The organism is Acinetobacter sp. YH1901134 (assembly GCF_013416965.1).
GTDB classification, from domain to species: domain Bacteria; phylum Pseudomonadota; class Gammaproteobacteria; order Pseudomonadales; family Moraxellaceae; genus Acinetobacter; species Acinetobacter amyesii.
The window spans coordinates 1-26640 of record NZ_VPEW01000004.1; the positions used below are offsets into that span (position 1 = coordinate 1).

Annotated in this window: 29 protein-coding genes, 1 rRNA gene and 1 riboswitch; of the genes, 11 read left to right on the top strand and 19 right to left on the bottom strand. The window is 38.6% G+C overall.

Annotated elements, in window-relative coordinates; translation table 11 throughout:
* Positions 1-115 (top strand): 5S ribosomal RNA (rrf, locus tag FTV50_RS03900).
* A gap of 234 nt (positions 116-349) precedes the next feature.
* Entirely contained in the window at positions 350-790 is a 441-nt protein-coding gene (locus FTV50_RS03905; protein WP_180023571.1) for a hypothetical protein, read from the top strand.
* A gap of 11 nt (positions 791-801) precedes the next feature.
* Here FTV50_RS03905 and FTV50_RS03910 read toward each other — a convergent pair whose 3' ends face one another.
* From FTV50_RS03910 to FTV50_RS03955, 10 genes are all read right to left on the bottom strand, one after another.
* Positions 802-1233, bottom strand: coding sequence for a roadblock/LC7 domain-containing protein (locus FTV50_RS03910; RefSeq protein ID WP_180023572.1), 432 nt, complete (start codon positions 1231-1233; stop codon positions 802-804).
* 10 nt (positions 1234-1243) lie between these two features.
* On the bottom strand, positions 1244-1780 hold the full coding sequence (locus FTV50_RS03915; RefSeq protein ID WP_078193879.1) for an ATP/GTP-binding protein: 537 nt from the start codon (positions 1778-1780) through the stop codon (positions 1244-1246).
* A gap of 9 nt (positions 1781-1789) precedes the next feature.
* Positions 1790-2749 carry a hypothetical protein gene (locus FTV50_RS03920; protein ID WP_180023573.1) on the bottom strand — a complete coding sequence of 320 codons (960 nt, stop codon included), beginning with the start codon at positions 2747-2749 and terminating at the stop codon, positions 1790-1792.
* A 52-nt stretch (positions 2750-2801) separates the two neighbouring features.
* Positions 2802-3161: a hypothetical protein gene (locus FTV50_RS03925; protein ID WP_078193877.1), complete on the bottom strand. Its 360-nt coding sequence runs from the start codon at positions 3159-3161 to the stop codon at positions 2802-2804.
* Between the two features lie 481 nt (positions 3162-3642).
* A complete protein-coding gene (locus FTV50_RS03930) occupies positions 3643-4227 on the bottom strand; it encodes a lytic transglycosylase domain-containing protein (RefSeq protein ID WP_180023574.1) in 585 nt (194 codons plus the stop codon).
* A gap of 343 nt (positions 4228-4570) precedes the next feature.
* Positions 4571-5056, bottom strand: coding sequence for a GNAT family N-acetyltransferase (locus FTV50_RS03935; protein WP_180023979.1), 486 nt, complete (start codon positions 5054-5056; stop codon positions 4571-4573).
* A 90-nt stretch (positions 5057-5146) separates the two neighbouring features.
* The gene (locus FTV50_RS03940) at positions 5147-6346 is read right to left on the bottom strand and encodes an acyl-CoA dehydrogenase family protein (RefSeq protein WP_180023575.1); all 1200 of its coding nucleotides are present in this window, start codon (positions 6344-6346) and stop codon (positions 5147-5149) included.
* A gap of 29 nt (positions 6347-6375) precedes the next feature.
* Positions 6376-7662, bottom strand: coding sequence for an acyl-CoA dehydrogenase family protein (locus FTV50_RS03945; protein WP_180023980.1), 1287 nt, complete (start codon positions 7660-7662; stop codon positions 6376-6378).
* Positions 7663-7903: 241 nt separating this feature from the next.
* Positions 7904-9277 carry an AarF/ABC1/UbiB kinase family protein gene (locus FTV50_RS03950; RefSeq protein WP_180005577.1) on the bottom strand — a complete coding sequence of 458 codons (1374 nt, stop codon included), beginning with the start codon at positions 9275-9277 and terminating at the stop codon, positions 7904-7906.
* A gap of 157 nt (positions 9278-9434) precedes the next feature.
* Positions 9435-9740 carry a hypothetical protein gene (locus FTV50_RS03955; RefSeq protein ID WP_078191029.1) on the bottom strand — a complete coding sequence of 102 codons (306 nt, stop codon included), beginning with the start codon at positions 9738-9740 and terminating at the stop codon, positions 9435-9437.
* A 311-nt stretch (positions 9741-10051) separates the two neighbouring features.
* Between FTV50_RS03955 and prmB the strand changes: the two genes are divergently transcribed.
* From prmB to FTV50_RS03975, 4 genes are all read left to right on the top strand, one after another.
* Positions 10052-11062, top strand: a complete 1011-nt coding sequence (gene prmB / locus FTV50_RS03960) for a 50S ribosomal protein L3 N(5)-glutamine methyltransferase (RefSeq protein WP_180023576.1) — start codon at positions 10052-10054, stop codon at positions 11060-11062.
* A gap of 13 nt (positions 11063-11075) precedes the next feature.
* Positions 11076-12170, top strand: coding sequence for a chorismate synthase (aroC, locus tag FTV50_RS03965; RefSeq protein WP_180009499.1), 1095 nt, complete (start codon positions 11076-11078; stop codon positions 12168-12170).
* Between the two features lie 411 nt (positions 12171-12581).
* A complete protein-coding gene (locus FTV50_RS03970; protein ID WP_180023577.1) occupies positions 12582-12773 on the top strand; it encodes a hypothetical protein in 192 nt (63 codons plus the stop codon).
* 110 nt (positions 12774-12883) lie between these two features.
* Positions 12884-13096, top strand: a complete 213-nt coding sequence (locus FTV50_RS03975) for a hypothetical protein (protein ID WP_180023578.1) — start codon at positions 12884-12886, stop codon at positions 13094-13096.
* 104 nt (positions 13097-13200) lie between these two features.
* On the opposite strand, the gene FTV50_RS03980 is transcribed toward FTV50_RS03975, so the two are convergent.
* Entirely contained in the window at positions 13201-13728 is a 528-nt protein-coding gene (locus FTV50_RS03980) for a hypothetical protein (protein WP_180023579.1), read from the bottom strand.
* A gap of 174 nt (positions 13729-13902) precedes the next feature.
* Positions 13903-14676, bottom strand: a complete 774-nt coding sequence (locus FTV50_RS03985) for a hypothetical protein (RefSeq protein WP_180023580.1) — start codon at positions 14674-14676, stop codon at positions 13903-13905.
* A 230-nt stretch (positions 14677-14906) separates the two neighbouring features.
* Positions 14907-14997: riboswitch (glycine riboswitch) on the top strand.
* 134 nt (positions 14998-15131) lie between these two features.
* On the opposite strand from FTV50_RS03985, the gene FTV50_RS03990 reads away from it, so the two are divergent.
* On the top strand, positions 15132-16373 hold the full coding sequence (locus FTV50_RS03990) for a D-amino acid dehydrogenase (RefSeq protein ID WP_180023581.1): 1242 nt from the start codon (positions 15132-15134) through the stop codon (positions 16371-16373).
* A 75-nt stretch (positions 16374-16448) separates the two neighbouring features.
* On the opposite strand, the gene FTV50_RS03995 is transcribed toward FTV50_RS03990, so the two are convergent.
* Positions 16449-17099: a hypothetical protein gene (locus tag FTV50_RS03995; RefSeq protein ID WP_180023582.1), complete on the bottom strand. Its 651-nt coding sequence runs from the start codon at positions 17097-17099 to the stop codon at positions 16449-16451.
* A 100-nt stretch (positions 17100-17199) separates the two neighbouring features.
* On the opposite strand from FTV50_RS03995, the gene ispF reads away from it, so the two are divergent.
* The gene (ispF, locus tag FTV50_RS04000) at positions 17200-17688 is read left to right on the top strand and encodes a 2-C-methyl-D-erythritol 2,4-cyclodiphosphate synthase (RefSeq protein ID WP_168378679.1); all 489 of its coding nucleotides are present in this window, start codon (positions 17200-17202) and stop codon (positions 17686-17688) included.
* On the opposite strand, the gene FTV50_RS04005 is transcribed toward ispF, so the two are convergent.
* The 3 genes from FTV50_RS04005 to FTV50_RS04015 all read right to left on the bottom strand — a co-directional run bounded on the left by FTV50_RS04005 (position 17676) and on the right by FTV50_RS04015 (position 20373).
* Entirely contained in the window at positions 17676-18200 is a 525-nt protein-coding gene (locus FTV50_RS04005; protein WP_078191020.1) for a protein tyrosine phosphatase family protein, read from the bottom strand. The two genes, ispF and FTV50_RS04005, sit on opposite strands and share 13 nt — an antisense overlap.
* Before the next feature lie 57 nt (positions 18201-18257).
* A complete protein-coding gene (locus FTV50_RS04010) occupies positions 18258-19349 on the bottom strand; it encodes a 3-deoxy-7-phosphoheptulonate synthase (protein ID WP_143221612.1) in 1092 nt (363 codons plus the stop codon).
* Positions 19350-19476: 127 nt separating this feature from the next.
* A complete protein-coding gene (locus FTV50_RS04015) occupies positions 19477-20373 on the bottom strand; it encodes a sulfite exporter TauE/SafE family protein (RefSeq protein WP_078193863.1) in 897 nt (298 codons plus the stop codon).
* Between the two features lie 379 nt (positions 20374-20752).
* Between FTV50_RS04015 and FTV50_RS16845 the strand changes: the two genes are divergently transcribed.
* Both FTV50_RS16845 and lpxB read left to right on the top strand, forming a co-directional pair.
* Positions 20753-20947 (top strand): helix-turn-helix domain-containing protein, encoded by a 195-nt coding sequence (locus FTV50_RS16845; protein WP_180023583.1) that lies wholly within the window; start codon positions 20753-20755, stop codon positions 20945-20947.
* 119 nt (positions 20948-21066) lie between these two features.
* Positions 21067-22239 (top strand): lipid-A-disaccharide synthase, encoded by a 1173-nt coding sequence (gene lpxB, locus FTV50_RS04025; protein WP_180023584.1) that lies wholly within the window; start codon positions 21067-21069, stop codon positions 22237-22239.
* Between the two features lie 4 nt (positions 22240-22243).
* Here lpxB and FTV50_RS04030 read toward each other — a convergent pair whose 3' ends face one another.
* Complete coding sequence (locus FTV50_RS04030) at positions 22244-23194, bottom strand: AraC family transcriptional regulator (protein ID WP_180023585.1); 951 nt, start codon at positions 23192-23194, stop codon at positions 22244-22246.
* Between the two features lie 181 nt (positions 23195-23375).
* Between FTV50_RS04030 and FTV50_RS04035 the strand changes: the two genes are divergently transcribed.
* Positions 23376-24581 (top strand): alkane 1-monooxygenase, encoded by a 1206-nt coding sequence (locus FTV50_RS04035; RefSeq protein ID WP_180023586.1) that lies wholly within the window; start codon positions 23376-23378, stop codon positions 24579-24581.
* Between the two features lie 461 nt (positions 24582-25042).
* Here the strand turns inward: FTV50_RS04035 and FTV50_RS04040 are convergent, their stop codons facing one another.
* Both FTV50_RS04040 and FTV50_RS04045 read right to left on the bottom strand, forming a co-directional pair.
* Positions 25043-25987 carry a phosphatidate cytidylyltransferase gene (locus FTV50_RS04040; protein WP_078191012.1) on the bottom strand — a complete coding sequence of 315 codons (945 nt, stop codon included), beginning with the start codon at positions 25985-25987 and terminating at the stop codon, positions 25043-25045.
* Positions 25987-26637, bottom strand: a complete 651-nt coding sequence (locus FTV50_RS04045; RefSeq protein WP_180023981.1) for a 1-acyl-sn-glycerol-3-phosphate acyltransferase — start codon at positions 26635-26637, stop codon at positions 25987-25989. The genes FTV50_RS04040 and FTV50_RS04045 overlap by 1 nt, the downstream gene beginning before the upstream one ends.
* Between the last annotated feature and the right edge of the window lie 3 nt (positions 26638-26640).

The following is a 26640-nucleotide window of genomic DNA, read 5'->3' on the forward strand; positions in this document are numbered from 1 at the left end:
GCTGGCGACAATAGCAAGAGTGAACCACCTGATCCCTTCCCGAACTCAGAAGTGAAACCTCTTAGCGCTGATGGTAGTGTGGGGTTACCCATGTGAGAGTAAGTCATCGCCAGCTCATTATTCGAAAACACCCCCTGATATCTCAGGGGGTGTTTTTTTATGCGTGAGGGAAAGGGAAATAGGAAGAAAAGCAAAAGCACAAAATAGGAAAACGAGAGATATTTAAAGAAAATAAAATTAAAATGCTCAATCCATCTATATCATTTTAAAATCTTTTGCTAATGAAAATGTGTAATAAATCAATATAATAAAATCGTTTGTTTCATTAATAATATATAGGGTATTTAAGATGTTTTTAAAAAAATTATTAACTATAGTTTTATTTGCATTTGTTTCTTTAAATACTACAGCTGGTGTGTATCAGGATAAACTAAGTGAATGTTTGGTAAATAAAATTTCAGAAGAAGAGAGTCAGAACTTAACGGCTTGGATCTATTTGGCATTTTCAGCACATCCAGAAATTTCTAAGTATAGTAAAGTGACGTCCGCTGAGATGCAAAAGATTGATAAAAATATGGCAAATTTATTTCAAGATTTATTTACTAAACGTTGTAATGCTGAAATCAAAGCTGTTACAGAAAATGAAGGAACAAATGCTTTGGGTAAAGCATTTGAACTATTGGGGAATCGTGCAGCTGAGAACCTGATGAAAAATCCAGTTGTTGAAAAACGTATTGCATCATTTGCACAATATTTTGATGAAGATAAAATGCGTGAATCGATGAAATAAATTGAATTGGACTAGGTGAATGTATTTGACAGTTGATATTCGCTTAGTTCATTACTCACTCTTTTTAAAGAATATAATAATTGCCCTAATAATACATTTTTTGATGTCAAGACAACTAATATCATGGGGTGTTGAGGGTGAGAGATCGCTGTGAGTAATGCTTTACCATTTTCAGCATCTAATGTAAGGGTTCTACAACCAATTAAATTAATTTCGTTAGTAAAAGCTTGAACCATTGCTAAGATTGAACTGCTTACAGCTGCAAGTTTTCCAGAATTTTCAATATTTTTCTTTTCTATAGATTTTAATTCAAAACCATCAGTTGAACATAACATCATATATTCAACACCGGACACATCAGAAATTAACTCCTTCATGAGTTTATGTGCTTGTTTAATAAGCTGTAGTGGTGCTGAACGTGTTGTACGAATTGCTGTATTCATAATATCTTCATTAGATTGAAAGTTGAACTTCGGCTTTTGCAATAAGTGCTTCTAGAATAAAAAGAATGTCTTTTTTATTTCTAGCATCGATATAAAAAATGGGGTGATGTATCTGTTGTGAATCCTGCCATTCTTTATAAAGTTTGGTGGATTTATACTGCGTACTGTCTAAATGTGTAATGGCGATGATGATGTTTTCATTATTTTCAGAAAAATAATTTAAATAATCATTCAGCTGCTGAATTGGATGGTCATGTGTATGATCAATCAAAATAATTGTACCAATCGCGCCGTTACAAATGGTATTCCATATAAAGTTAAATCTTTCTTGGCCAGGTGTACCATATAAACCAAGTTTAGTACCATCGGCGAGAGTAAGTTCACCGTAATCGATTCCAACAGTAGTCAACATTTTTTGATGCGCATTTTGATCAGTATTAAGCGCTTCTGTACTCAGTACAGGAATATCAGAAATACTTTGAATAGCAGTGGTTTTTCCGGCACCCATCGTTCCGGCAAATACGATCTTGTATTGCTGTAAAATCATAATGAAATTTTAGATTCCTAATTTTTTTCGAAGACTACGGAAAAAACTCTGTAGTGGATTTGAAGATTCTTGAGCTGTTTTTTGGCTATGATATACACTCGCCATGGCCGGTATCTCTTCTATGATTTGAGCTATGTGGCATGCAAATAAATAACGATTAATAAAGTTTTGGCTTAAATGTATTTGTTCAGCAATATATTGAGTAGAACTACCTTCCATAAAAAAAGCGGATATTTTCAATAGTGATTGTCGCTCAGCACAATGTATAGGCTGTGGCCAATGCAAAAGTTTATAGTGGCTTGTGTAATTGGGGGGAGTACCATCTACGTAATCCCAAACAAATTGCCATAATCCATGCTGTAAATTTATTGATTCCAACCCATATTTAAAAGCAACAACTGTATTTGTATCTGCTGGAATGAGTGTGATTTCAGAATTTTGTGTGATTTGTATATTTTGTTCTATCCAAAACTCATTGCTTAAGTTATCAATGAGTGCGATTGGTTTTTGATCTAAAAGCAATAGTTGACGTTGATGTTTATTTAAATCTTTAAAAGCCTGTGAGATCTGGAGTGCATTTAATTTAGGTTTTGTGTCTTGAACAACAATAGGATTGGACACATTTACAGGATTAATGTCTCGGAACCTTAACGCAACTGAATGCTCTAACCAATGCTCAAATTGATTGGTATTTGTTAGGGGTAAAAACAGGGTATCGTGTTCGATTTGATTTGCTTTCAATTCATTTTTTTTAAGTTTAAGTATGATTAAAGCTTCGTGCCTTATTTTATTTATATTCGGCAGGTCGATAAAGTCATCATTGATTAATAGGACTTGGAGTTTTGAATCTGCAATGTTTGTCCAATGAATAGTAAAAGTTTCAGATAGCTTATTTGAAATAATAGATTTAATGTCATTGATAACATTTAGATTTAAGCCAAAGACAGAAATATATAATGTGCTATTCACGAAATGGTCCAGAAAAACTGGGTTATTTCTGGTGAAATAACCCAACTTTAAATTAAGAAAAATCTAATTCTTTTTCGAAATGTTTAAGTTCATGGCGAGCCATAGCAAGGTTTGATTTACTACGGTCTAATACAAGGTAAAGAAATAATGCTTCATTTGAGTCGAGTGGGCGGATTAAGTGATATTGTTTACCCAGAGTAATTAGAATGTCTTCAATAGAGTCATTTAAATTCAACGCTTTGGCAACTTTACGCTTTGAGCGTACAACTTCAGTATTACCAGCAGCAGCTAATTCTAAATCGATGTCGTTATTGCCTTGTGTCGCCATAGCAAGGCCACTTTCGCTGTCAACCAAAGCTGCAGCAATAAAACCGTCAATGTCTGTTAAAGCGTTTAAAGATAATTTGGCCATTATTAACCCCAATAAATTATATGTTAATCAGTAATATAGTTTTACTGACCTATATGATATTAGCTAAAAATAATGAATAAACAATGCTAAAAAAATCAGCTGGTTGATTATTGTTAATAATAAATAAAGTAAAAATGGTCTTTAAACGATTCTTGGCTGCTAATAGTTGTAGGATTGTGTAGAATATTTAAACCTTTTATAGAATTGTTGTATATGAAATTCAATTAAGGTTGTTGTTTTATAAGAGTTTTTTTATTAATAGATTTAATGTATTATTTCATTAATTTAATATACAAAAACGATTGTATAAGATGAAATAAGTATTAAATATCTGTGCTGTTTGTTTGTTTATTGCTCATTAAAATACATTATATAATATTATTCCAAAATCTATATTTGTGATATAAGTCTATTAAATTCAAATATTTGTGATGTATGTTAAAAGTTCAATCCTAGGTCAATAGGATTGAACTGTACTTTATTACAATGCACTTTTTAAATTATTTCGATGTTGTTTCACTTGTTTTGCATAACGTTTGCCTTGTTTTTTCATTTTTCGATTGGTGTTATAAGCGGTAGGTCCGACATTATAGTAGGCTAAAGCTTTTGGCATGCTGCCAGCGGCATTTTTATATTTAGTTAAAATAAATGACCCACAATTAATATTGGTGAATTCGTCATATAAATCCCCAGGGCATGTTGCTTGCCAATAACGTGGCATCACCTGAGTTAAACCGACAGCACCTGCAGGTGAACTGACATAAGGGCGGAAAGTTGATTCTTGGCGAATAACAGCAGCCAGTAGTAAAGGATCTAAGTTATATTGATCAGCAGTTTGCACAATGTAGGGGGACACTCGATTTGCAGTTTCAGGATTGACTGAATAGGCCTTTTGTATCCCTGATGAAAGTTTAATGGCACGTTTTTCTACAGAGCCACCACCGAGTGATGAGCATCCAGAAATCAGGGTTACAGATATAATAACAGTTGAAAACTTTAAGCTGTGTGCGCTTAGGAGCGACGAAAGACGAGTTGAAAGGCGAGTTTTATTCAGTACATTCTGCATTTATGTTCACTTTAAAATAATCATGGCTAAGTGTAATTTCTTTAAGCGATAGTATGAATTGGAGACTTAGAGGTCAATATTTTCTTAAGTTGCTCTATACAGTGTAATTGTAAAAATTGATGGGAATGTACTCAAATTACATGATTGTCTAAGTGAAGAGAGAAAAACAGATAGCATTACTTGTGTCAGTATTTCTCTCTTGACATGGTACTTATTAAGATTGTGGGGACATTCAAATCCCGAGAACTTTAGTTATAAAAAACTAGAATATCCACTCATGAAATATCCCTATTTGAAAAAGCTATAACTTTTTTCAGAGGTATGAATGGAATCTAAGAATAATTTAAAGTGTTTTAAGCATCCAAATTTCGCATGCTTGGCTATGACCTGTATTGCCCATGGGAGCTTGTAAGTGTTGAAATCCTACTTTTTCATAGAGTTTTACCGCTTGTCCAAGTGTATGTGTAGTTTCTAAATAACACGCTTTAAAATTATGATTTTTGGCGAATTGAAAACAAAGTTCTAAAATATCTTTGGCTAAGCCATGACCACGTAATTCAGGCATAAAATACATTTTTTGGATTTCTAAAATGCTTGAATCTCCAGCTAAAGGAGAAAGGCCGCCACCACCTAAAATTGTACCGTGTTGATTTTCAATAACCCAATATTGTGCATTTGCTTGCGCATAGACGTGATATAAATCATCTAAAATTGGATCTGCAACGGCAAATCCTGATTCAGGTGCTAATCCAAATTCTTTGGAAACTGTGCGAATGACATTGGCAATGCTTGCATTGTCTTCAAGTTGAAGTGGTCGGATCTGAAACATAATCATCGAAAAACAAAAAGATGGATTGTTTTATAGACTGATCCTATATAAAAATCCATCTTTAAGTTTCAAATTGCTCAAGCAAAGTAATTATTTTAATTCGCTTGAACTTTTACCCAGTTCACGTCGTGCAACGATTAATTGTTGAATTTGCTGTGTTCCTTCAAATATATCAAGGATTTTTGAATCACGTGCCCATTTTTCCAATAATTCATCTTCGTTATAACCAACTGCAGCTGCGAGCTCTACACATTTTAATGTGATTTCATTACCTACACGGCCTGCTTTTGCTTTAGCGATGGATGCTTCACGTGAGTTAGGTTTTTTGTTGTCGGCCATCCATGCGGCTTTGAGCATGAGTAGACGTGCTGCTTCCCAGTCTGCTTCCATACGGTAGATTTGTGCAGCAATATTCGAACTTTGTAAGATGGGTGTTGAATACTGTTCGTCTAATTCATCTTTAAAGATTTCTTTAATTCGCTCTAAAGATGCCTTTGCACAGCCTATAGCCATCGCAGCAACGAGTGGGCGAGTATTATCAAAAGTTTCCATAACCCCAGCAAAACCCTTTGCTACATCAATTTCAGCATTGCCTAATAAGTTTGCAGCAGGGACACGACAATCTACAAAACTAATGGCAGCAGTATCAGAAGCTTTAATACCCAATTTATGTTCTAGGCGTTCTACAGTCATTCCTGGTGTACCTTTTTCAACAACAAAGGATTTAATCGCTGCTCGACCTAATTTTTTATCTAGTGTTGCCCAAACAACTACTGAATCAGCACGTTCGCCCGAGGTGACAAAGATTTTTTCACCATTGAGGATGTATTCATCGCCATCTTTCGTCGCTGTTGTCCGAATTGCTGCTGAATCAGAGCCGCAATTGGGTTCTGTAATGGCCATAGCGGCCCAAGTTCCTTTTAAGCGTTCTAGTTGTTCATCATTAGCTACTGCTGCAATAGCTGAGTTGCCAAGCCCTTGGCGAGGCATACTGAGCAACAGGCCTGTATCTCCATAGCACATCTCGATGATACTGAGTGCTGTCGACATATTGACACCGTTTTTATTTCCTGTGTCTGTGTCGCCACGTTTATTGACGTCGGCACCTGCATTCATGCCATCACCGCCATCATTCATACCGTCGACGAGGGAAGATAACATATCTAATTCTTTCGGATAGGCATGTTCGGCTTTGTCATATTTACGTGAAATAGGACGTAGAACATTTAAAGCAACTTCATGGGCTTGGTCGATCAGCAATTTAAATTTTTTCGGATTTTGTAAGTTCATGGACATTTCCTTGTTTTTATTTTGCTGAATTAAGCATGTAAGCCAGACTGAAGAATCGCTGTGGCACGTAAGTCTCGATACCAACGTTCTACGGGATGTTCTTTGGTAAAGCCGTGACCACCTAATATTTGCACGCCATCGGTCCCAATTTTCATCGACTTTTCAGCACATAGCACGCGGGCTAAATAGGCTTCACGATGAAATGGTTTGCCGGCTTCGGCTAGACTTGCTGCATTGAGGATGAGCATATGCATGGCATCAATTTCGATTGCCATATCTGCAATCATAAAAGCCACACTTTGACGGTGCGAAATTGGCTCCCCAAAAGCTGTACGCTCGTTTGCATATTCAATGCAATATTTTTTGACTGCAGTTGCGGTACCAACAGCCATGGCACACCACATTAAATTGCCAAGATCGATAAATGAGGTGTAATTGAAATCTTGATCGCCTAAGCGTTGGGCAGGGGTCTGATCAAATTTTAAAGTTACCGTTTCAGTTGCTTTTAAACCCATAGCTGGTGTTTTTTTAGCGCTAATGCTCTGGTCACGTTGCACAATAAAAACTTCAGGCTGCCCATTGAGCATGGCACTCACCAAGAGCACATCTGCCTGTTCACCTAAAAGGACTAAGGTTTTCTCTCCACTGATTTTATACTGCTGGCCATCTGCAATCGCCTGAGTTTTAAGTTGATAAGGATTAAATGCCGCCGTTGCCTCTTGAACTGCAAAGCTTGCACGTAGGGCTGAATCATCTGCAAATGCCGCTAAGTAGGTTGCTTGAACAGATTCTGAACCCCATTGGGTGATGGCATTGATACAGCTAAATGTCGACAGTAAACCTGCTGTTAAACTAAAGTCACCTTCAGCCAATTGTTCAGCAATTAAGATATTGCTAATGATATTTTTTTCTGCCGCGACGCCACCCAAATCTTCAGGTAAGGCATAATAATTTAGACCTAGATCTTGGATATGTTGCCATAACACTTCTGGAAATGTTTCCTCTTGATCGGCTTGATGAGCAAGTGGATACAAGACTTCTGTGGCAAACTGCTGCATCGCATCAGCAGTCATTTGCTGTTCTTCAGTCAGGTTTAAATCAAATAATGATTTTTGTTGATTTGGCAAACGTTGCTTTTGCACACCTTTGTTGGTCTGAAATGCTTTTTGTGTCTGGCTCAGGGTTTTAAAACCAGCTTTTGAGCTTTGATACAAAGATTTTTCAACAAATTTGCGCAGTTTAAACTGATCGAGTAGATCACTTCCGGCAATTTTAGTTAAAAGTGAGAGCCCAAATCCTTGAGCCTTGTTTACCATATTGGTCATTGTTGTTTTCCATTTGCGTTGTTCTTATTTAATGCTGACATGCCAAAGATAGAAAAACCATGTCATAAATGACATGCATGATAGTCAAAGATAAACGGCGAGATTAGGTGGGATTCGATAGCTAAATGATTAATTAAGAATAGAAAAGTAAAAAGGCTTAAAAGGATTTTTATTTTAAAATTGACTTGGCTGACATTTGAGTCAGCCAAGTTTTAAGGTCTGTATTGAATGATTATTGATATTTTTGAATCATACGACGAACATTGGTTTTTGCTTCAATGACGGTCATAAAGGTATATGCACCGATAAATTTACGGCTGATAAACATAAACTCTTTAGGTGGAACTGAGAAGTAGCGAGATGCCATCGATTTTGACGCTTGTTGCATCACACGGCTATGTAATTGGCTTTTTTTCCAGTCATAGCGTTGTTGTTCGTCCATAACACCAGCAGGGATGTTTGGGTTATTTTCAGTGCTACTAAATGCCTCTGTCGCTAACAAAAAGACTTTAGCCATATCAGGTTTAATACTTTGTGGAATACCATCAAAGAACTCATAACCTGTCATCGCTTTGACCATTTGCTCAGAGCTGTGATGGTAACCCGCGGTAATCAAATTACGCGCAACGCCTAATAGATGCTCATCGAACTGACGGATCGCACCAAAGTCGAGGAGAACAATTTTATCTGGCACATCCGCACCATTGCCTAAACGGACCAAATAGTTTCCGAAGTTAGGGTCGGTTTGCATTTCACCCCATTCAAAAATTTCGCGTACGGCAATTTCAAGTGATGCTTCACCTAAGGCATTACGGCGCTCTTGAGGAAGTGATAGCATTACAGGGCTATTAATCGGCACACCACGTTCAAAGGTCATACACAGCACTTGAGGTGTTGAATAACCTTCAATGATTTGCGGCACGATATAGCGTGGGTCTTCTTTTAAGCGTGCAGCAAAACGGCGAGTGGTATCTGCTTCGATTTTATAATTTACTTCACGATGCATCATTTCACGAACTTCATCAAACCACTGATCAAATTCACGGGTTTGAGGAACCATTCGTGTCAGTTTGAGCATGTTTTTGAATAGATTCATATCCGAATCGATTGCATCTGCCACACCCGGATACTGGATTTTTAAAACCAGTTCTAAACCATCAGATTTACGTTTTGCACGGTGAACTTGTGCCAAAGAAGCTGTACCAAGTGGCTCATGATCAATCACGAGATCATCAAGTTTTGAGCCAAGTTGATTTTGTAATTGGACTTTAATGGCTGGCCATGCCAATGCAACTGTTTGATTGTTCAAGGTGTTGAGGGCTTGGGTGATTTCTTCAGGCAGAAAATGTTCACCATACAACGCCATCATTTGGCCAATTTTTACAATCGAACCTTTTAATTTACCAATTTCTGCGACGAGATATTCAGCCTGATCTTTCATGGCTTTTTTACGCTTTTTCTCTTTTTCTTCTTCACTCGAAAAAATAGAAGTAGCGTTTGATGCTGCCCAACGAGTTCCCGCAAGTAGCGATGCCTTTGCGATAGATAAGCGTCGATCCATAGAAGACGTTTTCAAGTGTTTGAGCTTATCGTTCTGATCTGACATGTAAATTAAATCCTTTAATCAGCAATTCGCAGAAAAATACATTGTAGCTAATTTTAACGTTTCTTAACGTATTAAAATAGTTCAACTTACTGAATATGCAGTAAGCATTTGCAAACTTAACCAAGATGCCGCGTAGACAGGTACATTGGAAAGAAAACTATAAACGATATTTGATTTTTACCGTATCGTTTTGCATCAATGCGGCTTTATGTTCTTCAATATGTTGATGAATGAGATGTTGGACAGATTCGTCTTTAAATCCGGCAGCATAACCTTTGACAATAATAATGCTCGGTAAGCTAAAAAATAGGGTACGTGCGTTTTCTAGACTCGCATCAGGGAAAACTTGATGTTCGATCAGTAGTTGCTGAAAAAATGCCTTTTCAGTTTGCACATTTAAAGACTGAGTGTCTTCCCAATAGCTCTGACGCATAGCCATGAGGTTATTGTGCTTATAGCTCATTGGAGCTCCGCATTTAAAATTTAACTGTTTGTATGGGGATGATTTTATAAAATTAAAGCTTGGGATCAAGTACAAATTGCTAAACATTTGAGCTTGAATTGGTTTTTATTCGTAATTTTTATCTATTAGGTTTTATAGAATGCTGAAGAAAGGCATAAAGTACACATTTCATTTCAGCGAATGTATCAGACCTCATATATACGGTTATGAAATGCTTTCAAGCGGTGAATAATGCCGTATTTTTATTATAAATAGCATTAAAACAAGGTATCATAGGGCGTTTAAAAAATTATGAACTGGAGACGCCTTAAGTGGATCGACCGACTATTAGCCCTGAACATTTACAGGAAGCAGCTGAAAACCTATCTACAATTCGTGATTATATCCGCTTTGGGGTAACAGCTTTACGTCAATATGATGCCCACTTAGGACAAGGTACAGAAGACTATTTTGCTGAAAGCTCAGCATTGGTTTTACAAACGTTATCTCTAGATTGGAATGCAGATGCGGAAATCTTAGATGCGAAATTATTGCCAAGTGAAGTTGCAGAATTTTTAACATTATTAGAACGTCGTATTAATGAAAAAGTTCCGACGTCTTATTTACTTAACTTGTCGTATTTCTTTGGTAAGCCATTTTATGTCGATGAACGTGTACTGATTCCACGTTCTCCAATTGCAGAGTTAATTGAAAACCGTTTTGCGCCATATTGCTTAGGTGAAAATGGCGAAATGGGTGCTGCAGTTAATAATCTACCTGAAAATGCCAATCCAAAAACTCCTCAGCGCATTTTAGATATGTGTACGGGTTCGGGTTGTATCGCGATTGCTTTAGCATATGCATTCCCAGACGCTGAAGTTGATGCAACAGATTTATCTAAAGATGCGCTTGAAGTGGCACAAATTAACTGTGAACACCACAATAAACAATATCAAGTGGCTTTACTTGAGTCTGATTTATTCGCCAAAATTCCAGCAGAGAATCAATATGATTTAATCGTGTCGAATCCACCGTATGTGGATGCTGAAGACATGGCAGATTTACCAGAAGAATTCCACCATGAACCTGAAATGGCGCTTGCTGCGGGTCAAGATGGTTTGGATCTTGTCCGTAAAATGTTGGCACAAGCTGCAGATTACCTGACTGAAGATGGCTTAATTGTGATCGAAGTGGGTAACTCAGAATGGGCAATGCGTCAAAACTTCAATACCGTTGATTTTTATTGGTTACAGTTCCAAAAAGGCGGTACAGGTATCTTTGCATTGACTGCTGCTCAATGCCGCGAATACCGAGATTTATTCATTCAATCTGTTCAAGCATAAGGAGTCGTTTGACATGGCAGGTAATAGTATAGGGCAACTCTTCCGTGTAACGACTTGTGGTGAATCTCATGGCGTTGGTCTGATGGCCATTGTGGATGGGGTTCCACCGGGTATTGAACTGACTGAAGCCGATTTGCAAAAGGATCTGGATCGTCGTAAGCCGGGCACATCTAAGTTTGCGACTCAGCGTAAAGAACCCGATGAAGTTGAAATTATTTCAGGCGTATTTGAAGGCAAAACAACCGGTACATCGATTGGTCTTTTGATCCGTAACACAGATCAAAAATCAAAAGATTATGGCAACATTGCGCAAACCTTCCGTCCGGGTCATGCAGACTATACGTATACACATAAGTATGGTTTCCGTGATTATCGTGGTGGTGGTCGCTCGAGTGCTCGTGAAACTGCGATGCGTGTTGCTGCGGGGGCGATTGCTAAAAAATACTTGTTTGAGAAATTTGGCATCGAAATTCGTGGTCATGTAACCCAAATTGGTACCGAAAAAGCACAGAAATTGGACTGGAATGAAGTTCCGAATAACCCATTTTTCTGTGGTGATGCAGATGCTGTCCCACGTTTTGAGGCTCTCGTAACTTCACTTCGTGAACAAGGAACGAGCTGTGGCGCAAAACTGGAAATTATTGCGACGCAAGTGCCAGTTGGTTGGGGCGAGCCTGTATTTGATCGTTTAGATGCAGATATTGCACATGCTATGATGTCCATCAACGCTGTAAAAGGTGTTGAAATTGGTGATGGCTTTGGTGTTGCCGAGCAGTTTGGTCATGAAACCCGTGATGAGTTAACTACGGATGGTTTCTTGGCAAACCATGCTGGCGGCATTTTGGGCGGTATTTCGAGTGGTCAGGACATTCGTGTTGCGATTGCTTTAAAACCAACAGCATCCATTACTACGCCGGGTAAAACCATTACGATTAATCGTGAAGATACTGATGTGTTGACCAAAGGTCGCCATGATCCTTGTGTTGGTGTTCGCGCGACACCAATTGCAGAGGCGATGTTGGCAATTGTGCTTATGGATCACTTCATGCGTAACCGTGCACAAAATGCGGATGTTGTCGCTCCATTTGCCCCAATTGAACCCAAGTGAGGAAACAAAGCGCTGCTTTGTTCCGAACGCGGTTGGTGAGTAGCGTTAGCGAGTCACAGAGGCTAAATAACAAAGCGCTGTATTGTTTCGAACGCGGTTGGTGAGTAGCGTTAGCGAGTCACAGTGGATAAATAACAAAGCGTTGCTTTGTTTCGAACGCGGTTAGTGAATAGCTTTAGCAAGTCACAGTGGATAAATAACAAAGCGCTGCTTTGTTCCGAACGCGATTTGGTGAGTAACGTTAGCGAGTCACAGAGGATAAATAACAAAGCACTGCTTTTTGTTCCGATGCTGTTGGTGAATAGCGTTAGTAAGTCACACTGATGAGCACATTGCTTTAAAAAAACCAGACAATTGTCTGGTTTTTTTATTTCAGTAAAATAGGCCTATGAAAATAAATAGATAAAAAATATGAATATAAGACATGCTTTACTTGATGATATTCAGCAGCTCGAAAGCTTAATGAATACAGCCTATCGAGAGAATCATCCCAAGAGCTGGACCACGGAACATCATATTGTTCGAGGAAATCGAATAAATGTCTCTCAACTCAGTCAACTCTTACAAAAAAAGGATTTTCATCTATATGTGATGGAATCGTAAAATACTCAGATCATGGGGTGTATTGGTATTCAAATGCAGGGTATGAGCTGTGAAATTGGTCATTTTGCAATTCATCCAAATGAGCAACCTTAGGGCTTTGGAAAAAATTATTGCAATTTGCAGAACAACAAGCGATGTTGATGGAACCAAATGTTGAAGAATTTGTGATGTATGTGATTGATCGGCGTTTAGAATTAATAAAATATTATCAACGACGTGGCTATAACATAACAGATGAAAATCAAGCCTATCCTCTTCATCTAGAGGTGGGTCAACCGATATATGAACTGACAATTAAACAATTAATTAAACGAATAAAATAAAGATCATGTGATGTATTTGATCAATTTATAAAGCGAGATGAATAAAAAATCCCAAAAGAAAACATACACTAACTTTTGGTATTTTTATTTTAGACTATTTGAGCTTAAGAATAAGCACGTAAAAATAGTCGATAGGCATCTGAAGATTTTTGGTTTTTTAACATATAGTGTGCGATTTCACCTTGGTTGGTATTCATTATCACAGCAATATTTTTTGCGTCCCGAAATTGTTTAAGCACAGCATCTGGGATCATCACGGTATTAGAAGAATCAATCACATTTGAATTATCTAAGCGACGATAATTTGTTTGACCAATTGCAGGATAAGACAAAACTTTGCCGTCAATCACAAAAGATATTTCACTCATATCAAGCTGCTGTTGATCATAAGAATGCAGTGAAAGTGCATACTCACCTTTGTTTTTTTGCCAATCAATTGCAAGTTCAGGACATTTTTGCCCAGCTTCACATAGTAACTGACCCCGAGTAATGGTTCGTTGGATCACTTTGCTGTTTTCAACGGTATTCACACCATTTAGCTTCAAGGTTCTTGTTTCAGGTTTATTTTTAGGTACGGTAATACAACCTGTGAGTAGTAGGAGTGTAAATCCTAGAACTAAATAATTTTTCATGTGTTGTTCCATGTTAGTGTTATTTTTATGAGCAATATTTATTTTGGCGCATATTCACACAGAAAAACAAAAAAGTAAAATACATCACACTTTTCTAGTTTTGTTCGAGCACTGCTTTGATATAAGTGGTTGATATTCAAATAAATAATATTTTTCAGTGATGTTAAGCGAACTTCATAGAAATTTAGATATCTTAAGCAAAATCTGTGATTTCGCGTTATCAATCTGCTCGGGATTGGTTTGTCGAGATAATTGTTCACGTGGTTTTTCACCTAAAAAATATTTGATCCGTTCGGCATTTGCACCTGATGGATGGGGAAGTCCAGCTAAAATCTGTTGATCATTTAAATAGCCTAAGCTGCTTACATAATTTAAAACCTCATCTACACCTTTGCCTAGCGGGATATAAATTGCGTTAGGAAGCTGTTGGACCATAGGAATAAAATAATCATCAATATGTTGTTTTAATAATTCATTTTTTAGCATTGCGGGTGTTGAGCCAGCATAATTTTTTCCATTGACCAAAATGCATTGCTGTAAAACCGAGCACATTTGCACTATATCTTGATGATTGCTAAATAGCTCAGCAGTGGTCTGTATGCCTAATTGATTGTGTAATCCAATATGATCTAGCAGTTGAGTTAAATTTTTACGAATAGGGCCGCTAAAAGCGCCACTATTCTTGGCAAGTTTAAGAATGTTTTCCTCAGATAATTGCTGTTCTAAGCCGTCCTTCGCTGCGATTAATGAATTACGCCATTGTTGTTGGCCTGGGCAGATGCCGACGATGACCACTTTTGCATCATGATTTATGGCCTCGAATGGTGCATAAAAACTTTGAACAGGCCCCAGAGTCTTAAGAAGGAGTAAATCACTTTGGGTTAATTCTTCAATAGAATGTGTTTTGATCACAGATGCAAAGCGAGAGAAAAGCGTAGAATCCGACATAAAGCTTCAATCTTTCTAGTTATAAATTTCATTTAATATTTTAAACCTTTATTTTAAAGATGAAGTATTTAGGTGTAGGAAAAATGATTTTAAATTTATAACCTAACAACTTAAATCGATATAAAAATAATATTTAACAATATTGACCCAAATAGGACTTGAGATTTGGTACAAATATTGCTCATATCTAACTAAGGCAATATCAATAAGAATGCGAAATAAAAAACGAAAGGATGATTGCAGGAGAGAAGCACAGATTGTGCTCGCCGAAGGAGCAAGTTCCCCCAGGAAACTCTCAGGCAAAAGGACTGTAATCATATAAAAAATCTGGAGAGAAGTAGGCCGGATCTACTCACCGAAGGGGAAGGTTCACATTGCTTCGCAAGGAACCAAAGCTCTCAGGTACCAATGACAGATGGGGCGAGCATAGGAAATATAATTTCCAAGGAGCCTATATGTGTCATATTGTTGTGATTGGTGCAGGTATTACTGGGGTAACGACAGCTTACGAACTCGGATTACTCGGCTATCGTGTCACCGTGGTCGATAAACATCTTTATCCTGCAATGGAAACTTCTTTTGCCAATGGTGGTCAATTATCAGCATGTAATGCTGAAGTCTGGAATCAAAAAGCAACGGTGGTGAAAGGCATCAAATGGATGTCACAAAAAACCGCGCCATTACTATTAAATCCAAGTTTTAATCTTCATAAATATTCATGGCTTTTTGAGTTTATGGGACATATTAAAGATTATCGTGAAAATACTCACGAAACCGTCCGTCTCGCATTGATGGCACGTCAGCGTTTATTTGAAATTGCTGAGCATGAAAACTTACAGTTTGATTTAGAAAAACGCGGCATTTTACATTTCTTTCATAATCAACATGATTATGAGGTGGCGACTCAAGTTAATAATATGCTCTGTGAGGGTGGCTTAGAGCGTCATCCTGTGACATTAGCTGAAATCCGTGATATCGAGCCTAGTCTGACAGGTGAATACTATGGTGGTTTTTATTGTCCGGGGGATGCCACGGGCGACATCCATAAATTTACGACGCAGCTTGCTAAAGCAACAGAACGCTTTGAAGTGAAATATATGTGGGGTTTTGAGGTGACTGACTTTGAACATCATGCAAAAGGTGTCAATGTTCAGTTAAAAGCCAGTGATGAAAATATGGAACATCCTGATGCTGATACCATACTTGAAGCAGATGCTGTGGTGGTCTGTGGTGGCGTAGGTAGTTATGAACTTGCACATAAACTCGGTGATCGCGTAAATGTGTATCCAGTCAAAGGATATTCAATCACCATTAATTTAAATGATGAACAAAGTCAGGCCAATGCGCCTTGGGTAAGTCTGTTGGATGAAAGTGCCAAAATTGTGACTTCACGCTTAGGTGCAAATCGACTCCGTGTTGCAGGTACGGCAGAGTTTAATGGCTATAACCGAGATATTCGTGCCGATCGCATTCAGCCTTTAATTGATTGGTCGAATCGTAATTTTAATCTATCAACAGAACATGTGGTGCCGTGGGCGGGTTTACGACCAATGATGCCCAATATGATGCCTGTGGTACATGCTGGTAAGCGAGATCATATTTTCTATAATACAGGGCATGGTCACCTTGGATGGACCTTATCTGCGGCAACAGCTGCGATGATTAGCCAGCAAGTGCAGCAAACACATCCGATTTAACTGACATATTGTAGACATCAAAAAAGCCTCAATGTTGAGGCTTTTTTGATGTTTCTAAGTCATTCGAATTTGATCTTAATCATATAAGCGATAAATCCCTGCAAAACGTTCACAGCCTTTTTGTTCAGTTTTTACTGAGAGTAAGGCTTTACTGTAATTGAACTGATATTTGCAGTCGTGTTCATTATCGGTGATTTGATTTTTTTGTTCGGGTGTTGTGTAAGCTAAAAATGGAATGGTTTGTGTTTCAACTCGATTGTTCGGATTACGATAGGCAATGCCTTCTATTTTGATGCTGTCTTTGCCCAGTTGATGTACCTTTAAATGTACAGGTGATGTCGCAAAATGACCATTTTCAAATTTCAGATAATGCTGCGTTAAACTTTGGTTCATCGAGGTATAAATATTCAAATCTTCATGGCGAAGCTCAAATTGTTGTTTAAAACACTCCAAGTTTTTGCATTGCTGAACACGACTGTACCATAATTTTTGCGTATCTATCAGTAAGCGTATTGGGGCATCGGTAATTAACTGCGCTGTTAAAAAAAGCCCATCTAACTTTTCACGCTGTTCTTCAAAACCGTCAGAACAGTAATTTTTTTTTGCCTGAGTATTGGCATGATCACAGTCTATCTTTTCTGCATGCGTAAACGTCGCTAGGCCAGAACCTATGAGCAGAACCAGTCCGAATTTTTTGATGATATTTATTTCTGTTTTCAACAGCATGATCGCTTATACTTTCACTATGTTGCGCTTGCCCACACTATAGCGAAATAGAAAGCGTGAATACAAGATTTCAATCATTATTTTCTCAAGGAACTCAAGCATGATAGCTCAAATTCGTATCGGTCAGGGCATGGATGTGCATGCATTTGAAGAAGGTGACTTTGTAACGCTTGCTGGTGTTCAAATTCCACATACACATGGACTCAAAGCACATTCAGATGGTGATGTGGTATTGCACGCGCTTTGTGATGCATTATTAGGTGCTTTGGCACTTGGAGATATTGGTCAGCATTTTCCAGATACAGATCCAAAATTTAAAGGTGCCGATAGTCGAGTACTTTTAAAACACGTCTACCAACTGATTTTAGATCGTGGATATGTACTTAATAATGCTGATATTACCGTGGCTTGTGAGCGCCCTAAACTAGCAAAACATAATTTAGAAATGCGTCAAAGTATCGCAGATGTTATGGATGTTGAAGTTACACAAATTAGCATCAAAGCGACCACCACCGAAAAATTAGGGTTTACTGGTCGCCAAGAAGGTATTCTTTCTACTGCAACAGTACTGATTTCTCACGCAAAATGATCTGGATGGATCAGTGCATGTTGTAAATCTTGAGTTGCTTTACGGCCTTGAAGTTGTAAGGCAACAGCATGGATTAAACCTGTCCATGTTTCATTGGGTTCCCAAATTTGATGCATCAAATCTTGAGCCTTTGGCATATCAACATCCATATAGTATTGACGATATAAATACATCAAACTGCTTACACGGAAGTTTTTCGCACAGTGTAGCCAAACCGTTTGCCCTTGAACCAAATGGTCAATCATATCGAGTACTAAAAGGCATTGATCATCTGAAGGGGTATCCCAAGAGATTGGAACTTGGATATAGTTCAGGCCTAGATCTAGGCAAATGCGGTCTTCATGCTCGATATGATTGGATGCATCAGTCAATGCTAAATTGATAACTGTTGAAACACCATATTCTTTGATCGTTTGAAGCTCAGAAGGAGATGGTTGTCCTGACGTTAATAAGTGTTCATGTATATATTGGAAGTTTTCAATGTGACTTAACGCATTTTCGATTTCATTCATCTGACAAATAATCCTTCAAAGTAAAACGCCATCTCGAAGATGGCGTTTTTCATTCACTTAGCGTGTCGGTAACACGTCTTTAAGTGCTTCATGCATCTCTAACAAGACTTTTTCAGTCGTATCCCAATCGATACAGCCATCAGTCACTGATTTACCATATTCGAGGTCACAGAGGTTGGCAGGAATATCCTGACGACCACCTTTTAAGTGACTTTCAACCATAATACCCACGATTGACTTGTTTCCGTCAAGGATTTGTTCAGTAATATTTTTCAGAACAAGGGGTTGTAGGTACGGGTCTTTGTTTGAGTTTGCATGACTGGTATCAATCATGATTTTGCCACTAACTTTTGCTTTGGCTAATGCCGCCTCTGCATCTGCAACAGAACCTGCGTCGTAGTTTGGTTTACCGTTACCGCCACGGAGTACAACGTGTGCATAAGGGTTACCACTGGTACGAATAACAGAAACTTGACCTTGGTCGCTTAAGCCCAAGAAGCTATGACCATGTTTAACAGATTGCATGGCATTGGTCGCAACGGTTAAACCGCCATCTGTACCATTTTTAAAGCCCACAGGTGAAGACAGGCCAGAAGACATTTCACGATGTGTTTGGCTTTCAGTGGTACGCGCACCAATCGCTGACCAAGAGATAAGATCTTGGTAGTACTGTGGTGAGTTTGGATCGAGTGCTTCAGTTGCACAAGGCAAACCTTTCTCATTCAATTCTAGTAAAAGTTTACGGCCAATACGTAAGCCTTTTTCGATGTTGAATGAGTCGTTCATGTCAGGGTCATTAATTAGACCTTTCCAACCAACAGTGGTACGTGGTTTTTCAAAATACACACGCATCACGACATAAATTGTATCTTGTATTTTATCACTTAAAACTTTTAAACGGTCAGCATAATCATGTGCAGCGACTGTGTCGTGAATTGAACATGGACCAATGACAACAAAAAGACGTTTGTCATTTCCATCTAAAATATTACGTACAGTTTCACGGCCCTTAAGGACTGTTTGATAGGCAGTTTCAGTCAGAGGTAGCTCTTTTTTTAGTTCTGCAGGAGTAACAAGAGGCTGAATGCTTTTTACATTCACGTCATCAATGTCGTTTTGGGTAATAGAATTTGACTGTAAAGTATTCATTGCCGTCACTGGTTTGATTATACAAAAGGTTGTTTCGTGAGCCGAATATAACATGAATATAGCATTCAAATGTTATAAAAAAGATCAATAAGTCTCTGAAAAAAAAGTGATGAATCGGGCAGTTAATTTAAACCTGCTGACTATTCACCGTCGGTGCGATCAACATTGCAGTTGTTGGTTTTTCGACAGGTTTTGATTTTACTGGATTAATGATGAAATTCATGCCTAAAACAAACAAGGTAATGCCTAAGACTTTACGAATGACTTTTTCAGGTAAACGTGAGCTGATTAAAGTTCCGACCACAATCGCGGGAATAGAACCCACCAATAACCAACCCAATAAATGAAAATCGACATTACCTGAGCTCATATGACCCAAGCCTGCAACCAGTGTAAGAAGCACGGCATGTACGACGTCAGAGCCGATAATACGAATCATCGGTAAGTTCGGGAACATAAGTACCAAAGCCATAATACCGAAGGCACCTGCACCAACAGACGATAGGGTAACGAATACGCCTAAAATAATCCCCATGATGATGATATATGCACGCTTATTTTTAGCTTGGAAATTGATACGTTCAAGATCCGCACTCATATCATCTAACTGATCAGTTTTTCGAAATTTATTAAAGAATTTTTCGATATGACCACGGAAAATAATTGAGATCCCAGTAATCGTCAGCATAAAACCCAAAAACATGGTTAATACCGTTTTGTAATGTGTCGATTGGCTCAGATAGTTTTCCAGTACCCAATGGGTCGCAAAAGACGCAGGGATACTGCCGACTGCAAGCCAAATAACAATGGTCCATACAATATTCATTTTACGTGCATGAACTAAAGAACCACAAAATTTTGAAATTGCGGCATATAGTAGGTCTGTGCCGATCGCAATATGGGGTTCAATTTTATACAGGCTGATCAGGATCGGGGTCATCAATGAACCACCGCCAACGCCGGTAATACCTACGCAGAAACCTACAATTACACCTGCCAGAATGAACTCTAAAGGACCGACCATCGCTGAATGCCAAATATCAAAAAACGTGCATATCTTATGACTAATTGATATAAGTCGTTGTCTCGATTAGTGATTTGCTTGTGAAAAAAATAGATAAAGAGTGGTTTTAATTTGGAAAATAAAGGATTTTAAATAAGCTAAGTTATTGATTACGGTTTTCTCAAGTAGTTAATAGTTAAAATAGAGATTATGCAGCAGTGAAATCATGTATTAAGAATATAAAGGAGTGACGATCTGAAAATAGATATCCAATGTCTAAAACGCACCGTAGATTTTATATTCCTAATCTTCAATTTGTTATTTATCGATATAGGCGACTGTGAACTTAAAGTCCATTCCTGCAAAATTTAAAAAGATAAGGTTTCGCCATTATTCGAATATGAGTAGAAGGACACTAACTAGACATTTTAAACATGCGACAGGGCTACCAATTGTCACATGGTTAAATAATGAAAGACTGCGATGTGGGGCTGAATTGCTCGAATTGACAGATTATTCAGTTGATAAACTTGCGGAAAGCACGGGTTTTAAAACCGCAGTGCTATTTCGTAAGTTAGTAGCTAAGCAGCAGTGAGGAATATTTCTAAAATGGTGAATTAAAGCTGTGCAGCTTTTTTCAGGAAATCTATTAACTTTGTGAAGGACTCGTATAGAATCTATAACTAAAGAACATTAAGTTAAAAGGACAGACTTTTGCAAAATCGGAAACTTAAAATTGGCATCGTGGTTGGGGAAGTATCCGGGGATACATTAGGCGCCAAGCTTATCCGTAGTTTTCGAGAGCAAGGGATCGATGCGGAATTTGAAGGCATTGGTGGTCCGCAAATGATTGCAGAAGGCTTTAACAGCTATTATCCGATGGATATTTTATCGGTGATGGGGATTGTTGAAGTCTTAAAAGATATTAAAAAACTCTTTGCTGTACGTGATGGTCTGGTTGAAAAATGGACTGAAAACCCTGTCGATGTTTTTGTAGGGATAGATGCACCGGATTTTAATTTGCGTTTATCTAAGAGCATGAAGCAAAAACTGCTACCAATTAAAACAGTGCAATATGTCAGCCCTTCAGTGTGGGCATGGCGACAAGGCCGTGTGCATGGCATCAAGGCGAGTATCGATTTAGTCCTTTGTTTATTTCCTTTCGAAAAAGCATTTTTTCAAAAATGGCAAGTTCCGGCTGCATTTGTCGGACACCCATTGGCAAGTCAGTTGCCTTTAGATAATCCACTCTTTGCGGCTAAACACGAGTTAGGCTTAGATGAGCATCAAAAACATATTGCATTACTTCCGGGCAGCCGTCGCGGTGAAATTGAGCGTTTGGGGCCTTTGGTACTGTCTGCCGCACAGATTTTGACGGAGCAGCATCCAGACTATGTGTTCCTGATTCCTGCAATTAATGATGCACGTAAACAGCAAATTGAATTGTTGCTCAAGCAGTACCCTGAAGCATTACAAGCCAAAGTTCGCTTGATGGAAAACACCGATACCGAATCTAAAATTGGCCGTCAGGTGATGAACGCATCGAATATTGTCGCTTTGGCTTCGGGTACAGCGACTTTAGAAGCGATGCTTTTACACCGCCCAATGGTGACCTTTTATAAGTTAAATTGGCTGACCTATCATGTGGTGAAATTGCTGATCAAAATTCCGTATTATTCATTGCCAAATATTATTGCGGGCAAAAAGGTGATTCAGGAACTCATCCAACATGATGCAACGCCTGAAAAATTAGCAGCAGAAATTGAAAGCTTGATGGATGTTGAAAAATCGCAAATTCAAGTGATGCAGCACATCACCATGCATAAACAACTGCTTTCAGGTAACAGTGAAAACCCTGTGGAAGCGATTTTAAAGCTTTTAGATTAAACCTTTAAGGTGACTCAGTTTTTGCGAGTTGATGCTGCTGTCGATACTGGCTCGGTGTTAGATCATAAAACTTTTTAAAAGTTTGGCTAAATGCCGTTTCAGATGAGTAACCGATACGATGGGCAATTTGCTGAATAGTCAGTTGCCCCATTTGTAAGTGCTGTGTCGCCAGTCGCAAACGATGTTGCTGCAAATAGGCGAGTGGAGATTCACTGAGCATTTGAGTGAATAAACTGGCAAATTTAGAACGTGACATGCAACATTGTTCTGCCAAGCTTTCGACGGTCCATGCATGCTGTGGTTGTTCGTGAATCGCTGCCAAAGCGTTGGATAATTCAGGATGACTTAAGGCATGCAACCAACTGCTCGAATCTGACAAAGCCGCAATATAATCACGTACACATTCGATAAATAAAATACTCACCAAATGATCCAAAATTTTGTCGCGGCCTGGACGGATCTGATGCGCTTCAACGGCCAGAAAATGTAAGCCAATTTGCAACCATTCAGGTGCGGTACTGCTCATGATATGTGGTGTATGTAACAGCGTGGGGAGTGCATTCACTAAGGGCTTTGCCATAATGCTGTCGACATGCCCACGGATCGCGAGTACAAATAATTCCTCTGCTTCATGAGATTCGGCAGAATTTAATTCAATGGTTTTATTTCGTTGCTCTTGAAACAGTGGTGTGATGTTTATTGATTCAACCAAGACATCGGACTGTATAGATTTGCAGTGGTGGTTTTGCCCTGACGGAATAAGGCAAAGATCGCCAGCTTCAAGCAAAACCTGCTCTTGATCTATATGTACAACACACTGACCTTGAATCACTACATACGCAACCATGGCATTGTGATCTTGAAAATGAAAAGCCCAAGGATGCTTTGATCTCAAATAAATATATTCAGATCGGTGGAGATGAATATCATCAAAAATTTTACTTAAAGCATCCATATTTCAAATATTTACTCATATTAATTTTCTATTTATAGATGGTCACTATGTGTTTAAAGGTCAACATTTATCCTTAAATGCCAAAGACGATCGCATAGTTTTTTTGGACGCTTAAAACTGTTCTGGCTGCCCATATTTTACGAATATAAACACAGAAGAAGTAATTAGGGAAGTCTAGCGCATGAATGCACCAGTAAAATTAAATGAACAGCAGCTCGCTCAGTTAGAAAGCAAAATTGGTAGTGTTTTAGATAAAAAACGTTATGGTTGGCTATTGAGTCCAGGTTTACCAGTCATTGGTATGGGGATCTTGGCGGGTTATCATTTTGGTCCAAAACCGACAAAAAAACTATTTGCCATGGGCGGGCCGCTTCTACTGCATGTCATTATTCCTGCACTGGATGCACTGATCGGTGATGATGCCAATAACCCGACAGATGATGACATCAAAGTTTTAGTGAATGATCCCTATTATGATCGGATCGTCAAACTATTTATTCCACTGCAAATGGCAGCGAATGCTTTTGCAGGCTATGTGGTTACCCGTAAAGATGTTTCATTATTAGATCAACTTCTACTTGGGATTTCGATGGGTGCCATCAATGGTGTTGGCGTAAATACAGCACATGAACTCTGCCATCGACCACATAAAAAAGACCATTATTGGGCACATGCGACGCTCGCGCCTTTGGGCTATAGCCATTTCCGCATTGAACATCCTTATGGGCACCATAAACGTGCGGCAACGCCTGAAGATCCTGCATCTTCAAAAATGGGTGAAACCTTTTATGAGTTTTGGCCACGCACGGTATTTGGTGGAATTAAATCGGCGGTGCAGATTGAGAAACAACGCTTAAAACGTAAAGGTTTAAGTTTCTTTTCGAAGGACAATGAACTGTTTCATGGTTGGGCGATGAGTGCAGGTTTTCATGCCTCGATGCTGAAAATGTTTGGTAAAGGCGTGACACCGTATTTAGTTACACAGGCCTTTTATGGAATCAGCCTTTTTGAAATTATTAATTATATTGAACATTATGGCCTGAAGCGTGAGCAAAAAACGGATGGAAGTTATGCGCGAACCATGCCTGAACATAGTTGGAATAACAATAATATTGTGACCAATCTATTTTTGTATCAATTACAGCGACATTCAGACCATCATGCATATCCGACTCGCCCTTTTCAGGCATTAAGACATTTTGATGAAGCGCCAGAGTTGCCTAGCGGCTATGCCACTATGCTAATACCTGCTTTAGTCCCATCGATTTGGTTTAAGATGATGGATAAACGGGTCTATGATCACTATCAAGGTGATTTAACTAAAGCCAATATTCATCCTAAACGTCGTGCAAGTATTTTTAAAAAGTTTGCAATTTCAGTCGTTTAAATCGAATACCTGATGAGAAGAATCCCAAGCTTGTTTGCTTGGGATTTTTTTATTGTGCGTATTATTAACCGATGCTACACAGTAACATCAGAAGCGCACATTGATTCAAATAAAAGAACGATACACGGTAACGTCATCCGAAATTGTTTGAGACAAGACTTATTGTAATCAAAAATGTTTCTGCGATTCTTTGAATAATTAGACGTTAGTGAACGAGTTTTGTCGGTGAGGTGCATTGCACCGCAAGATGGTTTCCTTTCGAAGCTTCGCTTCTCATTTTGCCGAATGAGAAACAACGTTTCGTAAGAGTATCTCCAGCCGAAGGCTAATACCTTTATTCAATCCTTAGATGTAAGACACCGTCGCATTGACTTAAAAATCATTTTTAAAATGTGAAATTAATTCTACATGCGTAACATCATTTAAAATCCCAAATTTTCTATTTGAAACTTAGTCACTTCTTAAGACCACCAATAGCGCAAAATGTGGAAAAAAATCGGTGCAGAAAAGCAGATTGAATCAATTCGGTCGAGCATGCCACCATGGCCTTGGATGAGTTGTCCCCAATCTTTTACACCACGATCGCGTTTAATGGCTGACATGACAAGACCACCAAAGAAACCGAATATACAAACAATAAAACCAATACATGCAGCCTGTAGATAGCTAAAGGGTGTAAGCCATGACATAGCAACACCTAGTGCAGTGGCTAAAGCAATGCCTCCGATTAATCCTTCAACGGTCTTAGATGGTGAAAGTATCGGTGCGACTTTATGTTTTCCAAATAGCTTGCCACAGACATATTGTAAGACATCGGAGGCTTGTACCACCATGATCAGCCAGATCGCTAGCCAAATTTTTTCACCTTCAAATCCGGGAAGTTTAAGATTTAATAGCGCAGGCACATGCGAAATACAGAATACGCTGATCATCAGACCCCATTGAATTTTTGAACTGCGCTCTAAAAATCGCGTGGTATCTTCGGCTTTGAGTGTAGCGATAGGGATAAGAAGAAATACATACAGCGGAATAAAAATAGAATATAGCCCGTACCAGTCGATATACACCAAGTAATACTGGTAAGGGATGACAAAATAAAAAGCGATCAGCAACGGAAGATAATCACCGCGACGGGTTGGGAGTAAACTGATAAATTCACGTAAAGCAAAGAGTGAAATCAACGCAAACAGGATCACAAAGGCAATTTTGCCTAATGAAATTGCTACACCAAGTACCAACAACATGACCCACCATGCATTGATCCGCGCATTTAAATTGTCGATGACCGGTGCTGGTGCATAACCCGCTTTAAATTTTAGTATTGATCCAATGGTTGAGGCAATAATCAAAATAACTGCAAAGATACCGAACAATACATAGGTCATTTGTGCATTGGTGAATTCCATTATTGATACTCCAATGCTTTTAATTTGAGTAATTCATCCTGAGCGTAGTTTAAAAACTCGGTTTTACTCTGTTCATTATGGGCTTCTAAAGGCTTACCAAAAATAACGGTAGACAAAAGAGGTAATGGTATAAGCGCGCCTTTAGGCATGACACGTTTTAAATTTGAGATCCACACAGGCACGATTTCAACATCAGGAAATTGATTTTTGAGATGAAATAAGCCGCTTTTAAAGGCTAATAATTCAACGTCATCATTTAAATTTCGAGTACCCTCAGGAAAGAAAATAATCGAGTCACCTTGAGCTAATACGGTTTTGATCGGTTCTAATGGATCTTGATTTTGCTCTCGATTTCGCTGAATAGTGACGCCAGTAAACGTGTCTTGAATGAGAAAACGTCGAAAGCCATCTTTTAACCAATAATCCGAAGCAGCTACAGGACGCGTCTTTCGTCTGAGATCTGTCGGCAGTGATGACCAAAGCAAAATAAAGTCGATATGGCTATTATGATTTGCATAATAAATACGCTGTTTCATAACCGGTTTGCACCCGACCCATAGACTCCGCGCGCCCGTGAGCAGCCGCGCACCACGACGAGTGAGAAAGGCAATATAGCGAGCAATTGAACGGCTTAAAAAATTACCTTTCATTGG

What these genes read in the sequence shown, in the direction of transcription:
- FTV50_RS03905 (WP_180023571.1), top strand. Translation starts at nt 350, where the DNA reads ATGTTTTTAAAAAAATTATTAACTATAGTTTTATTTGCATTTGTTTCT.
- FTV50_RS03910 (WP_180023572.1), bottom strand. Translation starts at nt 1,233, where the DNA reads ATGAATACAGCAATTCGTACAACACGTTCAGCACCACTACAGCTTATT.
- FTV50_RS03915 (WP_078193879.1), bottom strand. Translation starts at nt 1,780, where the DNA reads ATGATTTTACAGCAATACAAGATCGTATTTGCCGGAACGATGGGTGCC.
- FTV50_RS03925 (WP_078193877.1), bottom strand. Translation starts at nt 3,161, where the DNA reads ATGGCCAAATTATCTTTAAACGCTTTAACAGACATTGACGGTTTTATT.
- FTV50_RS03930 (WP_180023574.1), bottom strand. Translation starts at nt 4,227, where the DNA reads ATGCAGAATGTACTGAATAAAACTCGCCTTTCAACTCGTCTTTCGTCG.
- FTV50_RS03935 (WP_180023979.1), bottom strand. Translation starts at nt 5,056, where the DNA reads ATGTTTCAGATCCGACCACTTCAACTTGAAGACAATGCAAGCATTGCC.
- FTV50_RS03940 (WP_180023575.1), bottom strand. Translation starts at nt 6,346, where the DNA reads ATGAACTTACAAAATCCGAAAAAATTTAAATTGCTGATCGACCAAGCC.
- FTV50_RS03945 (WP_180023980.1), bottom strand. Translation starts at nt 7,662, where the DNA reads ATGGTAAACAAGGCTCAAGGATTTGGGCTCTCACTTTTAACTAAAATT.
- FTV50_RS03950 (WP_180005577.1), bottom strand. Translation starts at nt 9,277, where the DNA reads ATGTCAGATCAGAACGATAAGCTCAAACACTTGAAAACGTCTTCTATG.
- FTV50_RS03955 (WP_078191029.1), bottom strand. Translation starts at nt 9,740, where the DNA reads ATGAGCTATAAGCACAATAACCTCATGGCTATGCGTCAGAGCTATTGG.
- aroC (WP_180009499.1), top strand. Translation starts at nt 11,076, where the DNA reads ATGGCAGGTAATAGTATAGGGCAACTCTTCCGTGTAACGACTTGTGGT.
- FTV50_RS03970 (WP_180023577.1), top strand. Translation starts at nt 12,582, where the DNA reads ATGAATATAAGACATGCTTTACTTGATGATATTCAGCAGCTCGAAAGC.
- FTV50_RS03980 (WP_180023579.1), bottom strand. Translation starts at nt 13,728, where the DNA reads ATGAAAAATTATTTAGTTCTAGGATTTACACTCCTACTACTCACAGGT.
- FTV50_RS03985 (WP_180023580.1), bottom strand. Translation starts at nt 14,676, where the DNA reads ATGTCGGATTCTACGCTTTTCTCTCGCTTTGCATCTGTGATCAAAACA.
- FTV50_RS03990 (WP_180023581.1), top strand. Translation starts at nt 15,132, where the DNA reads ATGTGTCATATTGTTGTGATTGGTGCAGGTATTACTGGGGTAACGACA.
- FTV50_RS03995 (WP_180023582.1), bottom strand. Translation starts at nt 17,099, where the DNA reads ATGCTGTTGAAAACAGAAATAAATATCATCAAAAAATTCGGACTGGTT.
- ispF (WP_168378679.1), top strand. Translation starts at nt 17,200, where the DNA reads ATGATAGCTCAAATTCGTATCGGTCAGGGCATGGATGTGCATGCATTT.
- FTV50_RS04005 (WP_078191020.1), bottom strand. Translation starts at nt 18,200, where the DNA reads ATGAATGAAATCGAAAATGCGTTAAGTCACATTGAAAACTTCCAATAT.
- FTV50_RS04010 (WP_143221612.1), bottom strand. Translation starts at nt 19,349, where the DNA reads ATGAATACTTTACAGTCAAATTCTATTACCCAAAACGACATTGATGAC.
- FTV50_RS04015 (WP_078193863.1), bottom strand. Translation starts at nt 20,373, where the DNA reads ATGGTCGGTCCTTTAGAGTTCATTCTGGCAGGTGTAATTGTAGGTTTC.
- FTV50_RS16845 (WP_180023583.1), top strand. Translation starts at nt 20,753, where the DNA reads ATGAGTAGAAGGACACTAACTAGACATTTTAAACATGCGACAGGGCTA.
- FTV50_RS04030 (WP_180023585.1), bottom strand. Translation starts at nt 23,194, where the DNA reads ATGGATGCTTTAAGTAAAATTTTTGATGATATTCATCTCCACCGATCT.
- FTV50_RS04035 (WP_180023586.1), top strand. Translation starts at nt 23,376, where the DNA reads ATGAATGCACCAGTAAAATTAAATGAACAGCAGCTCGCTCAGTTAGAA.
- FTV50_RS04040 (WP_078191012.1), bottom strand. Translation starts at nt 25,987, where the DNA reads ATGGAATTCACCAATGCACAAATGACCTATGTATTGTTCGGTATCTTT.
- FTV50_RS04045 (WP_180023981.1), bottom strand. Translation starts at nt 26,637, where the DNA reads ATGAAAGGTAATTTTTTAAGCCGTTCAATTGCTCGCTATATTGCCTTT.